Annotated in this window: 20 protein-coding genes; 15 read left to right on the forward strand and 5 right to left on the reverse strand. The window is 33.1% G+C overall.

Going from position 1 to position 20,126, the window contains the following annotated elements:
- The first annotated feature begins 4 nt into the window (after positions 1 to 4).
- Both ACULEU_RS13815 and ACULEU_RS13820 read left to right on the forward strand, forming a co-directional pair.
- Positions 5 to 451, forward strand: a complete 447-nt coding sequence (locus ACULEU_RS13815) for a hypothetical protein (protein WP_445453147.1) — start codon at positions 5 to 7, stop codon at positions 449 to 451.
- 4 nt (positions 452 to 455) lie between these two features.
- Entirely contained in the window at positions 456 to 779 is a 324-nt protein-coding gene (locus ACULEU_RS13820) for an immunity 53 family protein (RefSeq protein WP_445453148.1), read from the forward strand.
- Between the two features lie 100 nt (positions 780 to 879).
- On the opposite strand, the gene ACULEU_RS13825 is transcribed toward ACULEU_RS13820, so the two are convergent.
- The gene (locus ACULEU_RS13825) at positions 880 to 1,143 is read right to left on the reverse strand and encodes a helix-turn-helix domain-containing protein (protein WP_445453149.1); all 264 of its coding nucleotides are present in this window, start codon (positions 1,141 to 1,143) and stop codon (positions 880 to 882) included.
- Positions 1,144 to 1,218: 75 nt separating this feature from the next.
- On the opposite strand from ACULEU_RS13825, the gene ACULEU_RS13830 reads away from it, so the two are divergent.
- The 10 genes from ACULEU_RS13830 (at position 1,219) to ACULEU_RS13875 (ending at position 8,114) form a co-directional block, all read left to right on the forward strand.
- The gene (locus tag ACULEU_RS13830; RefSeq protein ID WP_445453150.1) at positions 1,219 to 1,701 is read left to right on the forward strand and encodes a hypothetical protein; all 483 of its coding nucleotides are present in this window, start codon (positions 1,219 to 1,221) and stop codon (positions 1,699 to 1,701) included.
- Positions 1,702 to 1,721: 20 nt separating this feature from the next.
- Positions 1,722 to 2,144 carry a hypothetical protein gene (locus ACULEU_RS13835; protein WP_445453151.1) on the forward strand — a complete coding sequence of 141 codons (423 nt, stop codon included), beginning with the start codon at positions 1,722 to 1,724 and terminating at the stop codon, positions 2,142 to 2,144.
- Between the two features lie 5 nt (positions 2,145 to 2,149).
- The gene (locus tag ACULEU_RS13840; RefSeq protein ID WP_445453152.1) at positions 2,150 to 2,350 is read left to right on the forward strand and encodes a hypothetical protein; all 201 of its coding nucleotides are present in this window, start codon (positions 2,150 to 2,152) and stop codon (positions 2,348 to 2,350) included.
- Positions 2,351 to 2,549: 199 nt separating this feature from the next.
- Entirely contained in the window at positions 2,550 to 2,894 is a 345-nt protein-coding gene (locus ACULEU_RS13845; RefSeq protein WP_445453153.1) for a hypothetical protein, read from the forward strand.
- 107 nt (positions 2,895 to 3,001) lie between these two features.
- Positions 3,002 to 3,901, forward strand: a complete 900-nt coding sequence (locus tag ACULEU_RS13850; RefSeq protein WP_445453154.1) for an AAA family ATPase — start codon at positions 3,002 to 3,004, stop codon at positions 3,899 to 3,901.
- Positions 3,876 to 4,862 (forward strand): DUF3871 family protein, encoded by a 987-nt coding sequence (locus tag ACULEU_RS13855; RefSeq protein ID WP_445453155.1) that lies wholly within the window; start codon positions 3,876 to 3,878, stop codon positions 4,860 to 4,862. Before ACULEU_RS13850 ends, ACULEU_RS13855 begins: the two co-directional genes overlap by 26 nt.
- Positions 4,863 to 4,931: 69 nt before the next feature.
- A complete protein-coding gene (locus tag ACULEU_RS13860) occupies positions 4,932 to 5,180 on the forward strand; it encodes a hypothetical protein (RefSeq protein ID WP_445453156.1) in 249 nt (82 codons plus the stop codon).
- 548 nt (positions 5,181 to 5,728) lie between these two features.
- Positions 5,729 to 6,847, forward strand: coding sequence for a VapE domain-containing protein (locus tag ACULEU_RS13865; RefSeq protein WP_445453157.1), 1,119 nt, complete (start codon positions 5,729 to 5,731; stop codon positions 6,845 to 6,847).
- Positions 6,848 to 6,960: 113 nt separating this feature from the next.
- Positions 6,961 to 7,614 carry an NUMOD1 domain-containing DNA-binding protein gene (locus ACULEU_RS13870; protein WP_445453158.1) on the forward strand — a complete coding sequence of 218 codons (654 nt, stop codon included), beginning with the start codon at positions 6,961 to 6,963 and terminating at the stop codon, positions 7,612 to 7,614.
- A gap of 62 nt (positions 7,615 to 7,676) precedes the next feature.
- A complete protein-coding gene (locus tag ACULEU_RS13875; protein WP_445453159.1) occupies positions 7,677 to 8,114 on the forward strand; it encodes a JAB domain-containing protein in 438 nt (145 codons plus the stop codon).
- Between the two features lie 58 nt (positions 8,115 to 8,172).
- Here the strand turns inward: ACULEU_RS13875 and ACULEU_RS13880 are convergent, their stop codons facing one another.
- From ACULEU_RS13880 to ACULEU_RS13895, 4 genes are read right to left on the reverse strand one after another with little or no spacing between them, the layout of a single operon-like run.
- A complete protein-coding gene (locus ACULEU_RS13880; protein ID WP_445453160.1) occupies positions 8,173 to 10,032 on the reverse strand; it encodes an HsdM family class I SAM-dependent methyltransferase in 1,860 nt (619 codons plus the stop codon).
- A 56-nt stretch (positions 10,033 to 10,088) separates the two neighbouring features.
- The gene (locus ACULEU_RS13885; protein WP_445453161.1) at positions 10,089 to 10,796 is read right to left on the reverse strand and encodes a hypothetical protein; all 708 of its coding nucleotides are present in this window, start codon (positions 10,794 to 10,796) and stop codon (positions 10,089 to 10,091) included.
- Entirely contained in the window at positions 10,789 to 11,859 is a 1,071-nt protein-coding gene (locus ACULEU_RS13890) for a hypothetical protein (RefSeq protein ID WP_445453162.1), read from the reverse strand. The genes ACULEU_RS13885 and ACULEU_RS13890 overlap by 8 nt, the downstream gene beginning before the upstream one ends.
- Positions 11,849 to 14,170 (reverse strand): ATP-binding protein, encoded by a 2,322-nt coding sequence (locus ACULEU_RS13895; protein WP_445453163.1) that lies wholly within the window; start codon positions 14,168 to 14,170, stop codon positions 11,849 to 11,851. Before ACULEU_RS13895 ends, ACULEU_RS13890 begins: the two co-directional genes overlap by 11 nt.
- Positions 14,171 to 14,595: 425 nt before the next feature.
- Between ACULEU_RS13895 and ACULEU_RS13900 the strand changes: the two genes are divergently transcribed.
- From ACULEU_RS13900 to ACULEU_RS13910, 3 genes are all read left to right on the forward strand, one after another.
- Positions 14,596 to 14,889, forward strand: coding sequence for a GIY-YIG nuclease family protein (locus ACULEU_RS13900; RefSeq protein WP_445453164.1), 294 nt, complete (start codon positions 14,596 to 14,598; stop codon positions 14,887 to 14,889).
- 232 nt (positions 14,890 to 15,121) lie between these two features.
- Positions 15,122 to 18,916 carry a T9SS type B sorting domain-containing protein gene (locus ACULEU_RS13905; protein ID WP_445453165.1) on the forward strand — a complete coding sequence of 1,265 codons (3,795 nt, stop codon included), beginning with the start codon at positions 15,122 to 15,124 and terminating at the stop codon, positions 18,914 to 18,916.
- 471 nt (positions 18,917 to 19,387) lie between these two features.
- Positions 19,388 to 20,017: a hypothetical protein gene (locus ACULEU_RS13910; RefSeq protein ID WP_445453166.1), complete on the forward strand. Its 630-nt coding sequence runs from the start codon at positions 19,388 to 19,390 to the stop codon at positions 20,015 to 20,017.
- Positions 20,018 to 20,126 lie beyond the last annotated feature (109 nt).

Genomic DNA, 20,126 nt, shown 5'->3' on the forward strand with positions numbered 1-20,126 from the left:
TATCATGACAAAAAAGTTAATAATTAAAGAGGATTTAGAAGTGACTGTTTTAAAAGTTACTCTAGCAGATATTCTCAAATGTATCAGTGAGCCGGATTTTTATAAATGGAAAATACTTTGGTTTGAGGGAATATGGAATTTGGATGAATCTATTCTAGATTTTGAAGACACTATTAATAACTCGGAAAATGGGGTATCATATAATTTTACTGATTTACTTATTTTATCTAACAATATAAATCAAATTATGGAGATTATCTTAGTTGGAGATAAAGACATGGATAAATTAGTAAGATATCAGGAAGATGTAGAAATGTATGAAAATTGTGAAATGGTTTTAGAATTAGTTGATTCTTCATATTGGGAAATAAATACGAGTAATGCGAAATTCTCAGATAATCTAATTAAAAGTTTTGAAAATGTTGAAGTGGTGACACAAAATAAAGGTTAGTGATATGATAGACTGGCTTCAAAATTGGTTTCAAAACCAATGTGATTCTGAATGGGAACATAATCATAGTATTAGAATTGAAACCATAGATAATCCGGGATGGAATATCGAAATAGATTTATTGAATACACATTTAGCCAAATCTACTATTAAATGGGAGTTATTTGAATCCTCTGAGACAAATTGGTTAGGATATAAAATAGAGAACGGTTGTTTCTTTGCATCAGGGGATTCACAGAAACTTGATTTTTTAATTTCAATTTTTAAAGAATTTGTTGAAAAGGGAAAAGTCAATAATGATTATATCTTAAGCAAAATGAAAAGTTAATGAATTTGAGAAAATCTATCACGCTAAATAGATAGGATTCTAATTATCATGAAGACGAACTTTAAAGTTCGTCTTTTTTTATACTTAATAGATCCAAAAATTAGGATTTAATTGACAACCCTTTTAAAACTTCAGAAGTAGTCGTGTTTAAAGCATAACACATTCTTAAAAGCAGATTAATCGTAATGCCCTGCTTATTACTAAATATCCTTCTAATAGTTGTCTCACTGCATTGTGATGCTTTCGCAAATTCAGAGTTATTTCCATTGAACTTCTCAAGGAATAGCTTGTATATCCTTTGAATTAATTCAACTTCTATTTCTTCAATTTGTTTCTGCATGAAACAAAGAAAATAAACAGGCATTTCAATAATGTAAATTCAATTCGACTTATAAGTCGAAAATTATTTTAATTTTGAACTTAACTAAAACTCGACATCGTGAAAAAAATATTACTCATAATAATTAGTTGCATAAGTTTCAACATTTCTGCTCAATCAGACATCAAGACCATCACAAGACCAGATGGTAACACCATAAAATACTTCAATCCAAAACCTATTATAATTCAAAAGCAGTACGAAGTTGGAACTGCCATTTATAAAAATGTAACTTCTGGAAAGTATATGATTAACATATCTGTCCTTTTTAAAACTATTCCAGCTAAAGACATTAAAGGCAAATTAACTATTCAAACTCAAGGCAAAAAAGGGCTTGTACTGAAATTAGTAAAAAGCGAACAAGTCGAAATGAACGGAAGAAAACTAGCAACTGCTTTGTACGAAATTGACAAAGTGAGTTTAGTTGAACTGAAAAAATACCCTCTAAAAAGTATATTCTTTTATTTAGGTGATAAGCAAACAGGAGCAACAGCTACAAAGAATAAAAGTTTAATTATAACTGAAATCAAAAGTTTAGAATAACAACTATTAATAATAATAAAATGAAAAAAATAATTACCATCTTACTACTATTGATGCTGTCAATGTCTTATAGTCAAGAAGTAACTTTTATTGAACTAGTATCATTTAAAACAATACCTGTAAAGTCAACGGAACAAATACTAAAAAAGAAAAAATACTCATATTACACTACACAAAATAAAGGTGTACAATGGAAAGCAAATGATGGTTCAGGCATCATTGGATTTAATGGCAAAGGAGTTGTACTGTTTATGAGTTACAATGTTACTTTGTACAAAAAAATTGTAAACCAAATGAAAGCTCAATCATATAAACTTGATTCTAAACTCAATAATGGTAAACTTCAAGGTGACGCTTATATAAAAGGGAAAAACACAGTTTATTTAAATACAGTTTCTAATCCCGACAATGGTAAACCTATGTATTCCATAACGCTTATTTGACTTTAATGGAACATAAGGAAAAAAACTATGGTTGTTTGGCTGTTATAGTAATTCTAGTTGTTGGCTATGTGGTTTTAAGTGTATTCGTTCAAGTAACGGAAACTTTAGTGAAAGTATTAGAAAATCCATTTATTAACTACTCTATTCCTGTTTTGATTTTATTGGTTATACATCTTCGGACTAAAAATGAGAAGAAGGACAAATAATTTTTTTAGAAAAAAATTTTAGAAAATTTTTTCTGAGAGCTTTTTATTAATGTAAATGCGAACCAAGCCAAGTCATGCCCCGACTTTGGCAAAGCTTTGGGCGATACCCCGGGGCAACTTAAGAAATTGTGGCTTCATCCCACGACTATTAAATTCTGCGGGTTTCACCGTATTGTATAATCCTAAAATTTAAAAAACTATGGTACAAATTACAGGTTACAAAACCTATCAAAGAGAAGATGGGGAAAACTTCCATATCCTTGTTTTGCAAGGAGGAATTGAAGCTGTTAAGAGTCAGCAAACAGGCAAAACTTATTTAACAACCAAGATGGCAAAAGTGTCCTGTACTTTTGATGAAGCTACTTGTGAATCATTAATCGGCACTAAACTTCCAGGCGCTATTAAACGTGTTGAAGTTGAACCATATGAGTTTACTATTGCTGAAACTGGGGAGGTAGTTGAACGTTCTCACAGATACGAGTATATTAGTGAAGAAGAAGCCATTGTGGGCGCAAATGTGCTAGAAAAAGAAGAGGTAATGTAACCTCTTTTTTTATTTAATTGAATAAGGAGTTTCAGCAATGGAGCTCCTTATTTATTTTAAGATTAGACCCTATTAAAAACAAATTATAAACAATTAAAATTAAAATTATGCAGTTAACAAGAGCCGAAAGGCATCAAGTCAAACTCAGACTTGGTTTATCTGGAGCTAGTGGATTTGGTAAAACCTATTCCGCATTATTATTAGCCTTTGGAATTACCAACGACTGGAGCAAAATTGCCATCATTGATACCGAGAATGGCAGTGCCAGTTTGTATTCTCATTTAGGGGATTACAACACCTTAACATTGGATGAACCTTTCAATCCAGAACGTTACATTGAAGCAATTGAAACCTGTGAAAAATCAGCAATAGATGTAATTATTATTGATTCTATTTCACATGAGTGGTCGGGCAAAGGCGGTTGTCTGGAATTACACGAACAGTTAGGTGGGAAATTTCAAGATTGGGCGCGAATATCTCCAAGACATCAAGCGTTTATTGACAAGATTCTTCATTCCAGTACTCATATCATTACAACTGTTAGACGTAAAGTAGACTACTCAATGGATGCCGATATGAATGGTAAATCAAAGGTTATAAAACACGGCACGAAAGAAATTACCAGAGAAGGTTTTGAGTACGAATTAACAGCCAATTTTGAGTTAATCAATGACAAACATTTAGCAAAGGCCAGCAAAGACAGAACGGGTCTTTTTATGGATAAACCAGAGTTTATAATTAATTCTGCAACAGGTAAAAAGCTAATGGAATGGTGCAACAAAGGCATTTCTTTGGATAAAATCAAAGAAGAGATTTTCAAATGTGAAACCATTGAAGCATTAAAACAATTATATGCCAAATACCCAAGCTTTCAGAAAAAGACACATCCATTAATTATGGAAAGAAAAGAGCAATTGGATGATGTAAACGGACAGCTAATTTCGAGTGAACAAGTAGTAGAACCTAAAGAATTAATAGAAAATGGTAACAACAGTAGTGAGCAGTAGTATCAATAATCAAATTGTAGATGAAACGGAAGTAATTCATAAAGCTTCAAGTGGTTTTATAGAAGCTAATACCATTAAGGTGGATTTAAAGCATCTAAAAGATGATTGTATCATACCTGTATTCTCTAAGGACAATGAAAGTACGATTTCACATTATCAGTTTATAAACAAAGCTTTTGAAACTGTACAAGAATTGTTTCCGGATTTTAGCCCAAAAGAGCCTGAAATTAGAGTTTCTCATGTAATTAAAGGCAGAATACCAAGTGCTATAGGAAAACCTGCTAAAGAGCTCCTAGAAGAAGAGAAAACCATCTATTATGAGCGTTGTGCTTTCCTCATTGAATTGCATCAAGCCAAAGAAAATGTAAATGGTAATTCACTTATACTATCAGTCGGAGGAGTTCGAAGTTACAGCCAAGAAAACCTATACAGTAAAAAATCTGTAGAAAAATTCAAAATTTTTATAGGCTATCAGAATAAGGTGTGTACTAATCTTTGTATTGCAACGGATGGTTTTAGTAATGAGGTTAGAATTTCTTCCATAGGTGAATTGCATACAGATATGGTCAACTTGTTCAGTAATTATGATCGGATTAAACATCTGGGTATGATGGAACGGATGTCAAAATTCTACCTAAATGAAGAACAGTTTGCTCACTTAATTGGTAAAATAAGACTGTATCAGCATTTGGAGAAAAGTGAGCAGAAATTAAAACAACCTTTCCTGCTCAATGATGGTCAGGTTAATTCTGTAGTTAGGGATTACTTTAATTGCCCTAATTTCTCAAGAGATGATAATAAGAACATTTCGCTTTGGAGCTTATATAATCTCTTTACAGAATCCAATAAGAGCAGTTATATTGACAATAATTTGGAACGGAATGTAAATGTATATGAGTTCATAAACTACCTCGTCTATTCTATCCAAAACGAACAACCAAATTGGTTTCTTCCATTATAATATCATAGCATTTTTGGCATTATACCAAGTAAAAAAGCAAGGACAAAAACAAGAAATTAAATAGGTAAAATGAACAAAAATCAACTGGCAGAGATACTCAAATACTGCTCTCCCAAAGTGCTGTATGTGATAACCTGGAATAACTTGCTCAAAAGAATCTTATGCCCATTTAAAGTTAGAGTGCTAAACCCAGTCGGTGGACTAAAAATGGGCGAGATTGTTTGGGTAGATGAAGTAAAGGTTACAATGGAATTAAAAACAATATTTATTATAAAAGGTAATGCCTACTATTACTATCACTTTGATATTATTATATAGCTATTTGCTGTATTGGAGTATGCTGAATTTTGATAACCAACTTTTGATACGGTCTCCATTATCAAAAACCACTGAAAAAGTCTTAGCTAAATTTTATTTTCTTGCCACTTGAATAGAAATTTTTGTGGCAAGTTGATTAAAATATTTAAAAAAGGGGTCAAAAACCGACCACAAAAATGATCAATTTAGCTATTATTAAAAGCGAATTTTTTGCGTTTTTTTGCAAATTCACTTGACTTTGGGGGGTCGTTTTTTGTATATTTGTCTAAATCCTCACGAGATAGTTTTCATCTAATTCCATTTAAAATCTTTCCTTTTTTAAATGTTTCTCCCCTTAAAAATTTAAAACATTAATCATTAAAATCATTTTGCCTATGACGTAGAAAAAACGAATTAATATTCCAATTCAACATTGTTATTGGATAACACTAATTGGAGCTCACTGCTATTTGTAAAAGTAGTAAAGTATGGTTAAAACTCTCGACCTGTGGAGCGAATGAAAATGAATAAATGAAATGAGAGATTTTTAGAATTAAAATAGATTAAGAATGTTAGAAGATTATTTGAATAATAAATATGAATTTAGATATGACGAAATTTTAAGCAGAACTTTTTACAAAGAAAAAAATACTGATTCAAATTTTGAATTATTAAGGAGCTATAAGCTCAACTCGATTAAAAGGGAATTGAACAACGGCAATATACCTTCCACCCTTACTGATCTTAAATGCTTATTAGAATCCGATTATGTAAGCATATATAACCCGTTTATAGAATACTTTAAAGGATTACCAAAATGGGATGGCAAAACAGATTATATCCAAATGCTTACTGATACAATTAAAACAACAAATCAAATAGAGTTTAGTTGGGCATTTAAAAAATGGATAGTAGCAGCCGTCAGTTGTGCGATTAATGAAGAGATTACAAATCAAGCGGTTTTAATATTTACTGGTGAACAAGGGCTTGGAAAAACTACTTGGTTAAAACGTATTGTACCAGAACAACTAAAACAGTTCTTTTTTAGTGGGATAATTTCACCAACTAACAAAGACACTACTTTGCTTATGGCTGAAAAATTCATAATCAATATGGACGAAATGGCTTCCTTAAATAAGAAACAAATTGAAGCTTTCAAAGAGATGGTGACAAAAGGAATGATAACTGAAAGAAGAGCATATGCCCATTTTACTGAAAACTACACAAGAAGAGCTTCATTTGTGGGTAGTTCCAATCATAATGAGTTATTAATGGATGTCACAGGAAACAGAAGATTTCTATGCTTTGAGGCCATTGAAATTGATTATGAACATACGATTGATATGGATAAAGTGTATAGCCAAATTATGTACATATTACAGAATGATGATTTTAAATATCACTTTGAAAAAGAGGACATCACACGATTAGAAGAGAATAATAAAATGTTTATTCAATCTTCTGAAGAAAATGATTGGATTGATGAACTATTTTCTATTCCTGACAATGGAGACCTAGATGTTAGTTATTTAAATGCAACAGATGTTAAAAATTATATATGCCAAAAAAAAGGTGTTTATAATAGATTAGATGTACAACTGGTTGGAAAGATTATGAAGTCTAAAGGATTTCAGAGAAAGAAAATCAATGGAATATGGAAATATATAGTAAAAGAGAATAAAGGGTAACAGGGTAAGTTAGGTAGGTAGTTTTTAAAAGTATTTAGTTCATTAATGTTAATGTGGCTAAAATTCTTTTTCAAAATATTAGCTACCCACCTACCCATTTAAATTAAAAGACAATGAAAAATGAAAAGGCAATAATTTATAAAGTTATAAATGATCAAACCAATGAGGTCTATATTGGAGCAACGACTAAATCAATTGAAGATAGAAGACAAGACCATTATCAAAAATCTACAACTGGAAGTGATGTTAAGTTTCATAATGCAATTAATACCCTTGGGATAGATTCATTTCAATGGGAACAAATAGATACAGCTTCTTCAAACGATGAATTAGCTCAAAAAGAAATCAAATATATTGAAGAGTTTGATGCTTTAAACTCTGGTTATAACTCTGATAAAGGCGGTGGATTTAAGAAAACTATTTATAAGTATAATTTAGATGGTTCTTTGAATTCAACTTTTGAAAGCCTTAGCGATGCCGGAGAGAGCATTTACGTTAGGAAACAAGACATCAGTAGAGCCTGTTGGAGTGTGAATCACACTCTAGGCGGTTATATGTGGAGTTATGATTACGTTGAACCCTTTATACCTAAAACTGATAATCGAAAAAAAGAAGTCCTGCAGTATAATATAAATGGCAATCTCTTAGCAAGATATGTTTCAGCTTCAGAAGCATCAAGAAAAACAGGAATATCTAAAACCTGTATAACTAGGTGTTGTAGAGAAGAAAGAGAACATTCAGGAGGTTTCCTTTGGAAATATTCCTAAAAAAAAGAAGAAGGCGGTGTAACAACCGCCTTTTTTGTTTTAAAAACTTTAAATTTTAAACTATGCACGTATCAGAAATAAAAGTTTCCTATTCAAATAAAAACCCTTTAAAAATTAAAATAACTAGTAGTAAAACAACATATGATTTAGTTATTAATCAATGGGATTTTAATATAATTGAATATCAGGAAGAAGTTAAAATAATATTATTAAATAGGAGTAACATAGTACTTGGAATTTATGAAATGTCAAAAGGAGGAATTACTGGATCCGTTGTTGACATTCGTATAATTTTAGGAGTTGCATTAAAATGTGGTGCTTCAAGCATTATAATGATTCATAACCACCCTAGTGGCAAATTAATTGCAAGTGATGCAGACAAGACAATCACAAAAAAACTAAAGAAAGCTTGTGAATTATTAGATATCGATTTGTTAGACCATTTAATAATTTCAAAAGACAGCTATTACAGTTTTGCTGATAATGGCGAACTACTTTAATGAAAATTTATAAAAGAATGATGTTTTCGATGGATAAAGAGATGAAAAAATATTCGCTTTACATAGATACATTTATAAAGTCCTCTTTAATCCTATATTTTTTCAGCAAAAATTCATCAATTTTTTTTGAATCCTCTAGATTCAGAATCATAATTCTCTCTTCATTACTCAAGTTACAAATCCCAAAGTTTTTTATATAGTTTTTTGCGACTGAGAAATAGCTCCCAGAATATGGTTTACTGGTATTTTCAATATAGAACCAAAATATTTTTGACATTAGTATTTTCTGAAGAATGTGCAATTCTTCTATGGAATCAGAAAAAATAGCATACCCATTGTAAAATAATAAATCTTGGTCATTTGTATAAACAAAGCAAGGTGCATTGGTTATATAGGGTAGCAATAATTTATATCCCGATATTAATAAAGCTTGATTTCTACCAAATGCATACCATTTCTCATATTCTCTATTACCCTTATCTCTTTTGGATAGTATTTCTTTTTGTGTTAACAAATAGGCATAAGTATATGGAAAGTTAAGTTTTAAATATTCTTCCTCCATTATTTGAAGGCTTTTTTTATTTTCATTAAATAAATCCGCTCCATTGATAGTTAAATATGGGAAAATTAACTTTTGAGTGTGATTTTCAATTTCTGATTCTAATTTTAACGTATTTGGCTTTATAGCATTTCTGCATATATTTTTTTCAATCTTGTATTCAACATTGTCTTTTTTTAAATAAAAGAAATCATCTGTTTCTCTTGATGGGGAGAATACATATACATTATTTTTTAAAGTTGCAAAGCCATTTCGGATTTCAAATTTCGAACCTAATGGTTGACCTGCCATTTCAATTTTGTTGATAATTTCACTTACTTTATTTTTAATTAAATACCATCCTTCAAAATCATTTAATTCATTGTAAGCGATTTTTAAATATTTTGATTTTTTTAAGGACTTTATATTTACACTTTCAGATTTTACATATTTAACATTTTCTGAAGGAGTTTTAGCGATTAAGCAAATACAAGTATAAGTCGAACGCCCTTTAAATAATTGTTCTCCTCCAAAATCTATAATTGTTAAATCAAATTTATTTTTGGAAAAATAACTTCTAACAGATCTACCGTTTAAACTTTTATAAAATGTGTTGACAGTAATGTATCCTAGAATCCCTTGCTTGTTAAGATTTTCCATTCCTATTTCAAAAAAGGGGATATACAAATCAGATTTACCAGAATCAGACACAGTCCAATTTTTTAGTAATTTTTTGGTTTCGGCATCAATTTTTGATGCACCAACATAAGGTGGATTTCCAACAATAATGTCAAATCCTCCATTTTGCTTTATCTCTTTGATAGAATTCCAATCAAAATTTAGTGAATTTCCTTGATATAAATTAAACTCGTAATCGACTTTATCTTCTTTATTATAAATTGCATGAAGAATTAAGAGAATTTTGGTTCTTTCAATGCTATAATTCTGAATATCTACACCATAAATATTTTGCTTAAAAATATCAAAGTAACTTTTATTTGTTTTTAATTTTATGATGTCTACAATTGTTTTAAAAAAACCACCGCAACCACAAGCTATATCTGCAAATTTTAAATCATTTAAATTTTTGTTTGGATTTATGTACTGATTAATAGATTGTTCTACTATAAATGTTCTAATATAATTGGGGGTAAAGACAGCACCGTTGACTTCTTTATCAGCAGGAGAAATTACAAATTCAAATAACTCTAGTAAATCTTCAATATCAAATTTTACATCTCTTAAAAGCTCAATAAATTCATCTAATTTCTCCACTTCAATTTCATCATTCTTAGAAATTAAATACTGCTTAATAAATTTATTTTTAATATTATTTAAGTTGTTAACTTCTAAAAAAGAAGAAACTAAAAGTCTATTCACGTCGAATGTTTTATATGAGTAGCCCTTGAGAAATTTTAAAATATTTGGGTTCATATTTAATTTATATACAACGGAAACACATTAGCAATCGTGAAATCGTTATGGGTATTTGTAGTGTCAAAAGCCTTAAAATAAGGATTCCATAATCTATCCTGAGCTCTCATAATTATTTGTCTGTAATCATTATCTGCCAACAATGAATCAACAAATGCACAACTTTGATTATTATAAAAGTTAGAGAGAATGAAATGAACTCCTAAAAACAAATCCATAGGAGGATGGGGGATTCTTGGACTTGACAACAATAACATAGTATCGTCTAATAATTCCATTTTTTTACCGCCGTATTGAAAATGATATGAGGGATGTGTATATTTTGCCTTTGGCTTATTTAGATGCCTATCTAGATGCCAACTACTATGATAAACTTTTTTTGTATCTGTCTTATTCTTGTAACCATGCAAGTTAATATCTAAATAATATCCATGCAAAGGGTCATAATTTTCTACTAAAGGATCTTTGACCATCAACATAACATCTAAAAAAATTTGGCAAAAGTGAACTTCATCTGGTTTAGTACCGGCAACCCGTTCGTTTATATGAAAACAAACGTTTTCCAATTTGTATTCTATAAGGCTTTTCGAATCTATTAAACTGACTAAATTTCTTAACTCAGTAAAATCACCCGTTACTTGATGGTCATCTATTAATTTAATAAAAATTGACAAATCATTTCTAAATTGTCGTAAATCCCAACTATTCATTCGTATTTATTTTTTGAGCTAATTCGCGAATAGCTTTTTTGTCAATTTCGCTAATAATATCTTTGTAGGTGTCAATTTCTGTTAAAGCTGAATCAAAAGAAATATACTCTTTATCTTGCCAAGGAAGATATTCTTTTTTTAATAATTCAATACCGTCAAATGGATCAAGTGGATGTTTAGAGTGTTTACATATTGTCCAGAAATTTGAGCTTTTCGAATAGGGAGTCTTTATCACTGGTTCTAAATCAACTAATGATAATTTTTCTTTCAGAACTGCTGTTCTCTCTTCCGCATTTAACCTTCTGAGTGGAACGCCTGCTTTTATAACTTCTTCCCACCAATAGTTTATTTTACCCATCCACCAACGTGAATGAATATCAGAAAAAATCCCTTGATATTTTGCAGGCTCTAAGTGCGATAACAATTTATCCCAATCTTTAGAAGCCTTTGAAACTCCCAACCGTGCCGATAATACATCTTCACCGATTAACAAGCCTATAGAATGAATGATGTAATCATTTATAAACCGTGTAAATTCATAAACGAATCCATCTTTATGTTTTAATTTTAAAATTATATGAGAATGAATTAGTCCTTCGTCACCAGATTTTAACCCTAGTATCTCAGTTAGAATAAACTTGTCAGTTTTGACTTTGTCATAAGCTGTAATAAAAGATACTATACATTGTTTAAACTTTTCTTTGTTTTCCAAAAAGCCCTTTTTTGATACAGCAAAATCAAATAAGTCTTGATTTCTGAAATCTTTATAATAGTCTACAATAATGCTTTCGTTAGACATCAAAATTATAGGTCTTTCTTTAAAATCAGTAGTATGTTTTGAACGTAGTGTTGCCGCTATGGTCGGCGCATCAAAACAGGCTTGATTTTCACCTTGGGTTAATCTGTAATCTAAAATCAAAGCATTCTTATCTCCGACTTTTGATAAAACTTCTTTCATGTCAGATGATGGATCATAACTTTCAACATCAAATCCAAGAGCTATTAAATCTGATTCTCTACTATCTGTTTTTTGATCTTCTATATATAAAATTTTATAACCCATATTTATCTAATTCTTTATCTGTTGCTTTTGGAATCTCAATTCTGATACAAGTATTATATCCTTCTTTAGGAGCAACTACTTTTATATTCCCACGATAACTAGTTATTATATCCTTAACAATCTTTAAACCTAAACCTGTGCCCGTGATTTCGCTGGAGATTTCAATATCATCTAAAGATTTTGGTGAAGTAGTAGTAAAAAATTCATCAAAAATTTTTTCCTCATTTTCCTCAGAAATTCCATCACCACTATCTGAAAATTCTAAATAAATGAAATTCTCATAAAAACCACACTCAATATTGATCTGCCCTGGCAATTGAGTCCTTTTTATTGCTTTTTTTGCATTTGTATAAAAATTAAAAAAAACAGAAGACCATTCTGAGGGATGCATAGGTAGTGTATACATAAAAACTCCCTTTCTTTCAGGCTTATTAAATTTGATGTTACTTTTTTGCGCGTCATTTTTAATAGACTCCCAAAATCTTTCACTAGCTTTTTGTAAATCTATTGGTTTCAAATCTCTGATAACATTTTGTGAAATGACTCCATCGAAATAAGATGTGTAAGTCTGAAAAGTTGCTACATTTTTGTCCAATATTGTTACTCTTTTAAGCAATACTTCATCTGCCTTTAATTTTTCTACTAAAAAACCAATATCAGATTCCATATTAATTAAATAATCTTTCACTTCATGAATAAATTGACCTATTGTTAAACCGACACTACTTAATACCCTTAGCATTGATTTTTCTTTAAGATATTTCCCTTGCTCTTCTTTTTGTAAATCTGCAACTTTTTTAATATCTTTTTTTAGTTTATCTAATCTTTTCTTTCTTCTCTTTTTTACTTGAATATTACCTTCCTCATTTTCTAATTCTCTGTCTAAAGCTTCAATTGTATGGGCAATATCTTTGATTCTAATTTCTATTTTTTCATATAAGCTTCCTTCCTTTCTTTGTCCTGATGCGATTTTCACATTCCTAACTTCAGCAGTCTTTATAACTCCTGTGAGCAATGATCTATAAATAAAATTTTGAAGTTGTACAAACGCTTCGTTTTCCACTAACCCTTCTCTACTTGAAGTCTCATTAAAATTCTTTTCTTTATCAGTCAATTCTACAAAGCCAAAAAAATTAGAATTAGCATGCACAGGAAGAATCGATCTTTTTGCAATAGAAGCGTCTAGTTTTAACCAATCATTCCCCGCTTCGCCATACGGTAGAACTCGAAATCCATTTCTATATAATCTGATTCCGCCAAATTTTCTAGACAAGTTTTTTATATTTGACTCATACATTTTAGGAATTAGATCTAAATTATAAATATAGTAATAAGCCCTAAAATTTATATTTCTCAAAAGACTAAAAGGAGTAGTGTCGTCATCAGGATCGCTTCCAATTGATCGAGTTTCATTTATTCCTAATTTTTTGCTTTCAATCGAAATTTTACCGTGCCCTGACTCATCTATTGACCCCTCAATTACAGTAAGTGCATGTTCATATACCATGCTTTTATCATCTGCAATAATTATTGCCTTGTTATCTTCAAATTTTTTAAAAACTGTTTTAAAACCTGGATCATTAGTTTTTTCTTCTCTTTCAACATCTTCCTTTTCCTTCTCGATTGATAAAGGGAAAGGTTGAATTATGTCGTTTACATAATTGTAAATTCTTTTAATAGATGCCTGAGACCATTTATCTCTTAATTTTTCAATTTTTAAAGTGGTGCCCTCTTCTTTTCTTTTATCAACTTTTATTATTTTATTACTAATATTTAGAAGGTCTTTGTCACCTTTATATTTATCCCATTCAATTGTTAAAACTAAAGCAAATTCATCTTTCAAAGTCTGAGTAGTGATTGTCAATTTTTCACCTAGTCGTTGTACAGCAAATCGACCTATTCCTTTTTGACCCGCTCTATCTCTTTTATAACGTTCAGATATTGGGTTGTGAAGTTTGTCTGTTGAAGATATTCTCATAAATCCATTAACTAGTTGCTCTCTAGTCATACCTAAACCATCATCTTCTATATGTAGTGTTCCGCCAATGGTATCTGTATTCTCAAACTTTAAGGTTACTTTTTTAGCATCCGCATCATAAGAATTTTTTACTAACTCAGAAACAGCCGTTTCTTGACGAGCAACTAATTCTGTACCCAATCTATCAATAACCCCTGCATCAACGCTAAAGCGTACATTATCATTGTCAAAGCTTGCTAGTTTCGATGACAATTCAATAATTTTATTATAATTAGTTGGGTCATCGACCAAAATTTGAGATAATTCATCCCTAATTTTTTTTTCGTCTGCCATAATTATTTCTTTTTATGCTTAGTTAAACAATTGAAATTCTTTAATTTATTTGAAGTTTATCAAAAAATAAAGAACTCTAAGCTATTCGTTTTTTGCAATCAAAATGATGAAGTTAAAGTAATTATTTTAATTAGTCTTTTTGAGATTTTTTTTAGTTTTTTTAATTTATAAAAGAGAGTAATAATCTGTACATTTTTTAGAAGGTCATAAATAATAGTATTGAAAAACAAAAAACAATATATTTGCACTTCTCAAAAGCTCTTAGAAATTACAAATCGGCATACAATCCGACAACATAAATAGAGTTCATTCATGGATGTGAGCTTTTATTGACTTTACCTTCCTTGGTTCGAGCCCAAGAGGGGGAGCAAACGAAAAGCCTGATACGAAAGTATCGGGCTTTTTTGTTTTTATAAAAACTTCCTATGGATTTAGTTTATATTTTACATTCTGTAAAAATCAACCGATTTTATATTGGTTACACTTCTGACATTAAACTTAGGCTTGAGTTTCATGCGAATGCAGAGAGCCATAAGTTCACCTATAATGCCGATGATTGGACTCTATTCCTTACTATTGAGTGTGAATCCAAATCTCAGGCGTTAGCTATTGAAAAACACATCAAGGCAATGAAAAGCAAAGTTTATATTGAAAACTTAAAGAAGTATCCTGAGATAAAAGAAAAACTTCTTGAAAAATACAAATCCGTTGACTGTTAATCATCCCGATAATTATCGGGACCGAATAGCTATCGGGGTTGGTTCGAGCCCAAGAGGGGGAGCAAACGAAAAGCCTGATACGAAAGTATCGGGCTTTTTTATTTAACAATACTACCTTAATAAATAGAATAATAACTCAAAAACCTATTTAAATAACTCAAAAACACACTTTAATAGTTGAGATAAAGAATGTAAGGTAATATGCATATATTTGTTTATCAATTTTTTATCCATGAAAAAATTAGCCTGTGTACTCTTTCTTTTATTATCTATTTCACAGGTGTCCTATGGACAATTATCAAACTTTACACTAACGGTTACCAAAACCGATGAATCCTGTACCGGTAATGGTTCCTTATCGTTTAATGTTTCCAATACAGTCACTGGCTCAACCATTATATACAGAATCTATTTGCTTCCGGATGCCATCAACCCTATTGCAACATTGTCGGCGAATACTTTTGGAGGTTTAGCAGCTGGAACTTACAGGGTAATTGCTACGCAGACTTTGGGCAGCACAAGCGGAACTCAGCAACAGGATATTACAATCCTTGACACACGGACTTATGTTACTTATCAGACTTCAGGTGTAGCGACAAGCTGTAATACCGGTACCATAAACGTAAATGTGCTGACAGGAAACCCAGTTAGTTATGAAATAATAAGCGGTCCTGTAATTGTACCTCCCCAAGCGTCAGGTTCCTTTACTAATCTTCCCGAAGGGACTTATAATGTCAGGGTTAATGATGCCTGCGGTGAAGGTGTGGTACAGACTTATACGCTAACATTTTCAAACCTGCCTAACCTGACGATAAATACTCCTGTAACCGATTGCCCGTTGACATCCTGTACTTCTATCGGGATTTCTTATTCAGTAGTCTCTGACGGTACAGCTGACATTCGGTATCCGCTAAATATTGAAATAACTGTTTTTCCACCTACAGGTGCTGCTATAGTGATAACCCAAACTATAACTTCGGGAGGCTCGGGCAGTCTTTCATTATCGGATATTATTCCTTTTTATTACGATCAGTTGTATTCTTATACTATAAAAATAGTAGATAACTGTGGGAATGTATATATCAAAAATAACATCCCGATTAATCTGAATCTGGCAGTTGGAGCCCGCCAAACCAATACCGGCTGTATTAAAGGAATCCGTGTAGAGTTATGTAATTTTCTTCCGCCTTACAACGTTACTTTCCTGTCAGCTCCTGCAGGATTTAATCCGTCAGCCTACAATAGCATTCATCCGGGTCCTTTTACTGCCGGAGTCATAAATTATGTTTCTACTCCCACAGATGAAATTCCGAATGGAGACTATACCATTCAGGTTACAGACGCCTGTAATCATACCGCAACCTGCCAGGTTACTGTAAAAAAAATTGAACCCCTTTATATAATAGTTGTTGAGCCCACTACCTGTGACATCAACACTTTTATACAAATCCCCCGAGATATCTTTGCCGGACCCTTTATTACAACGGCAATCTTTACAGCAGCATCGGCAAATTTAGGTTCTCCAATTCCTTATGATGTTACCTCTCAAATACAGTCGGGAATCCTGCTCATGCAGCTTCCACCCGGAACCTATACCATTCAGGGAATGGACGTATGCGGGCATCCTTACAGTTATACTTTTACAATGCCTCCAAAAGCTTTTGCGGTAAATGCCGTACCGATTAATATCAACGGTTGTTCTCCTAATGGTAAAGGAAGTATCAGGCTTACTTCGGTGGGTGCCTTAATAACTTCGATAATCATTACACAGGCACCGGCAGCTTTGGCTCAGCCATTACCTTACGATGTTTCTTTTTTAATTCCGCCCGGAGGAAGCAGTTTAATGACCATACCTAATTTACCAGCCGGAGATTATGTCCTGCACATTACGGATAGCTGTGGCAATAATTACATTAAGAATGTTACTATTAGTGTTAACATTTCCATACAGCCCTTAATTTTAATTGAACGAAAAGGATGTGGGGAAAACTATGATTCTATTGCTATGGCGAGTCCAAATGGTGCCTTGCTTATAGTAATCATTACAGCAGCCCCGCCTTCATTCCCTTTTACACTACCTTATGATGTTTCGTTTAATATTGCTACTAATGGTAATTTTTACATGAATTCCTTTCCCGAAGGCAGCTATACTTTTTATACAAAAGATATTTGCGGTATAGAAAGAACATCCACCCACACTTTAACAGGCTATCATAGTGGTGGTACTATTGATATAATCAACAATTGTGGGGCATTCAATGTGAATATGAATTTTACGGATAATGCCGTAAATCAGGCCAATCTTTTTTGGCTGCAGAAGCTCAATACCGCAACAGGGCAATGGACCCATCCGTTAACCGGAGTTGTCTATCCTCCGGGCTCACTTCCAAACGCGGGAAATTCCTATATGCTGACCAATTCAACCATCAACTATAATATTATGGCTACGGGCACATTCAGGATCCTGGCAAGATATAGCTATTACGACAATGACACCCCTTCATTAATTAGTTGTGTCGAAACTATTAAAACATTTGATTACACAGGAGAACTAAAAATCTTATCTGCCTATGCCATTCCCTGCGTAAATGGAGGTTCTCAGGTTTTCATAATCACAAACGGTACACCTCCCTTAAATTATCAGGTGACCACTAAGGACGGCCTGCCCTTTTTAATTGATAACGGATCATCCAATTCCTTTTCGGGTCTTCAGCCAGGGGTATATAATTTCAGGGTAAAGGATTTTTGTGGCAATATAGTTAACCGATTGTTTGACATCAATACCCTGCAGCAGCCGGAAATATCATCGAGTAATTTCTGCGAGGGTTTAAACGGACAGTTGTCGGTGCAGCCTTTTTCTTTTTTATTTTATGAATGGTGGAAAGACGGCAGCCCCGGAACCATTTTAAGTACCACCAATACGCTTACTTTTTCTCCTTATACAAACGCCAATGCCGGTATTTATCATGTGCGTATTTATTCCACTACCTTAAACTCGTGTGTGGACAGAGTGCTGACCTATACCCTGTCTCCGACTTCCATTCCCAATGCCGGATTAGACGGTACAAAAGTTATTTGCGGTGACTCTACAGGCGTAAATTTATTTACACTCTTAAACGGAACTTACGATGTCGGAGGAACCTGGACCGAACTAACCTCAAGTGGAATGTTGATAGGAAATAACTGGATTCCTGCAGGTCTGTCTGCCGGCACTTACGTTTTTAAATATACCGTCAATGGATTTTGCAATGCTACAGACTTTGCCATAGTAACCATAACGCTGAATCCTGCTGTTGAAGACCCTGTTATAAGTGCTAATCCCGATTATTGCACGGGAGATACTATTTCCCTCTCCATCCAGTCTATTCCTAATGCGGTTTATCAATGGAGCGGTCCTAATACTTTTTCATCATCACTGCAAAACCCGACTATACCAAATGCCAATGCTGCCAATGCCGGAACTTACACTGTTACCGCTACAATAGGTGACTGTCATTCGCTGGCTACAGTAGTAATAAACAGTAAGCCTTCACCCGATTATACTTATGAAAGTTCGTGCAACGCCGGTGTTTTTACGGTTACCATAATTCCAGCTCAGGATTCTACATTTGACCCTAATACGGCAACCTATTCGTGGACAGGACCCAATAATTTTACCAGCACCAACAATCCGCTGATTCTTACCAACCAGTTATCGGGGAATTATAATGTTGTGGTTACCAACAACGAGGGCTGCTTTAGTCCGCAAACCATTGCTATAACAACTACTTTTTGTGATTTCCCAAATGTTATAACACCGGGCGTTGATGGTTTTAATGATTCTTTTGACCTGACCAATTATGATGTCGAATGGTTTGAAGTATACAACCGATGGGGTCGATTGGTCTATAAGGAAGCTAATTATATCAGCGGTTGGTACGGACAGAATATGGATGGTGGATTTCTCCCCGATTCTACTTATTATTACATCGTCAGGTTAAGGAACGGAGAAGAAAAACAAGGCTGGATTTTCGTCGGCAGGGGGTAATTATCTATTAAATTGTCCTACTGAACCCTCCTCTTTGTCATACTGATGAAAGAAGTATCTCTTACGCTTCGCAGTAACCACCCCGGCTTTCAGCCACCCCTCAAGAGGGGAATTTCTTAGAAAGCTTTACCGCCCTATTTTTAGCGTCGTGATTAAACATCGTTTTTTTGCGCGTTGGGTGATGGAGAGTGGACCTTTGAAATTAAGAGGAGGACTGCCAGTGGCAGTCAGGCACGCCTGCCTACCGGCAGGCAGGCAAGCTTTAGCTTGCTAAGAACATTTATCTCATCATAGTATTGCTCTTTTTTTACCTCCATAAGATTACCATCGCTTTATCTAAGATTTCGTATTGCAAAGGTAACTATATGGCGAATCAGTCAGTTGTGAAAGCAAAAGCCGAAAGTCATAAGAAAACCCAACTTTTCTAGTATCTTTGCCAATTGATTTTAAACATTTTAAACATTATAATCCATGAAATCTATTAAGTTCTTTTCAAGTCTTTTAGTATTAACTTTCGTATTAGCTTGTAGCAGCTCTAATGACTCCGGTACAGATTGTGACAGTTTAGCCGACGCTACAGATGCAGCCCAAGCGGCCTACCTCACTGCTACACCAGACAATCAAGTAACACGATGCAACGCCTACAAAGCCGCTTTGCAAAATGAAATCGTGAATTGCGGTGACGAGTTCGGCGATTTGCAGGCTATTGTTGATGGTTTGAATTGTACTGCGTCAACAACCACCGGAACATTGTCTATGAGTTTAGGTTCAGCACCTATTTCATTTGACGAGATCACGGTTACTACTACAGGTACCACACGTCACGTTCACGGAGAAAACAGCACTACAACATCATACATAGTTGATTTTGATGTTGAAATAGGCCAAACAGGTGCTAACAAAATCAACAATTTCCAACTTCGTCTTTTGAGCCAGACGTATACGCCTTTGATTCCGGCTGCTTTCGGAAACAACTGGACTAACAACATAACCGTGAATTCTAGCACTTCCATAGTGGGAACTTTTCGCGGTGAGTTGGTGAACGCAGGCCAGACCAGCGTTCAAGATATGCTTGGCGGTGTAGTGGATATCGATTTTTGATTCTTTCCTTATAAAGAAATACCTCTAGATACACCCGACTAAAGTTGGAGTGACTGTACTGTAAATACATTTCCCCCGCTACCACACGAAAGGAGTGACTTTGTCTAAT

The organism is Flavobacterium sp. 25HG05S-40, assembly GCF_052654735.1.

Bases quoted from the DNA above. Each gene is read 5' to 3' on its own strand.
- ACULEU_RS13860 (WP_445453156.1), top strand. From the start codon at position 4,932: ATGAACAAAAATCAACTGGCAGAGATACTCAAATACTGCTCTCCCAAA.
- ACULEU_RS13870 (WP_445453158.1), top strand. From the start codon at position 6,961: ATGAAAAATGAAAAGGCAATAATTTATAAAGTTATAAATGATCAAACC.
- ACULEU_RS13850 (WP_445453154.1), top strand. From the start codon at position 3,002: ATGCAGTTAACAAGAGCCGAAAGGCATCAAGTCAAACTCAGACTTGGT.
- ACULEU_RS13865 (WP_445453157.1), top strand. From the start codon at position 5,729: ATGTTAGAAGATTATTTGAATAATAAATATGAATTTAGATATGACGAA.
- ACULEU_RS13910 (WP_445453166.1), top strand. From the start codon at position 19,388: ATGAAATCTATTAAGTTCTTTTCAAGTCTTTTAGTATTAACTTTCGTA.
- ACULEU_RS13840 (WP_445453152.1), top strand. From the start codon at position 2,150: ATGGAACATAAGGAAAAAAACTATGGTTGTTTGGCTGTTATAGTAATT.
- ACULEU_RS13815 (WP_445453147.1), top strand. From the start codon at position 5: ATGACAAAAAAGTTAATAATTAAAGAGGATTTAGAAGTGACTGTTTTA.
- ACULEU_RS13875 (WP_445453159.1), top strand. From the start codon at position 7,677: ATGCACGTATCAGAAATAAAAGTTTCCTATTCAAATAAAAACCCTTTA.
- ACULEU_RS13905 (WP_445453165.1), top strand. From the start codon at position 15,122: ATGAAAAAATTAGCCTGTGTACTCTTTCTTTTATTATCTATTTCACAG.
- ACULEU_RS13890 (WP_445453162.1), bottom strand. From the start codon at position 11,859: ATGGGTTATAAAATTTTATATATAGAAGATCAAAAAACAGATAGTAGA.
- ACULEU_RS13885 (WP_445453161.1), bottom strand. From the start codon at position 10,796: ATGAATAGTTGGGATTTACGACAATTTAGAAATGATTTGTCAATTTTT.
- ACULEU_RS13855 (WP_445453155.1), top strand. From the start codon at position 3,876: ATGGTAACAACAGTAGTGAGCAGTAGTATCAATAATCAAATTGTAGAT.
- ACULEU_RS13825 (WP_445453149.1), bottom strand. From the start codon at position 1,143: ATGCCTGTTTATTTTCTTTGTTTCATGCAGAAACAAATTGAAGAAATA.
- ACULEU_RS13835 (WP_445453151.1), top strand. From the start codon at position 1,722: ATGAAAAAAATAATTACCATCTTACTACTATTGATGCTGTCAATGTCT.
- ACULEU_RS13820 (WP_445453148.1), top strand. From the start codon at position 456: ATGATAGACTGGCTTCAAAATTGGTTTCAAAACCAATGTGATTCTGAA.
- ACULEU_RS13900 (WP_445453164.1), top strand. From the start codon at position 14,596: ATGGATTTAGTTTATATTTTACATTCTGTAAAAATCAACCGATTTTAT.
- ACULEU_RS13895 (WP_445453163.1), bottom strand. From the start codon at position 14,170: ATGGCAGACGAAAAAAAAATTAGGGATGAATTATCTCAAATTTTGGTC.
- ACULEU_RS13845 (WP_445453153.1), top strand. From the start codon at position 2,550: ATGGTACAAATTACAGGTTACAAAACCTATCAAAGAGAAGATGGGGAA.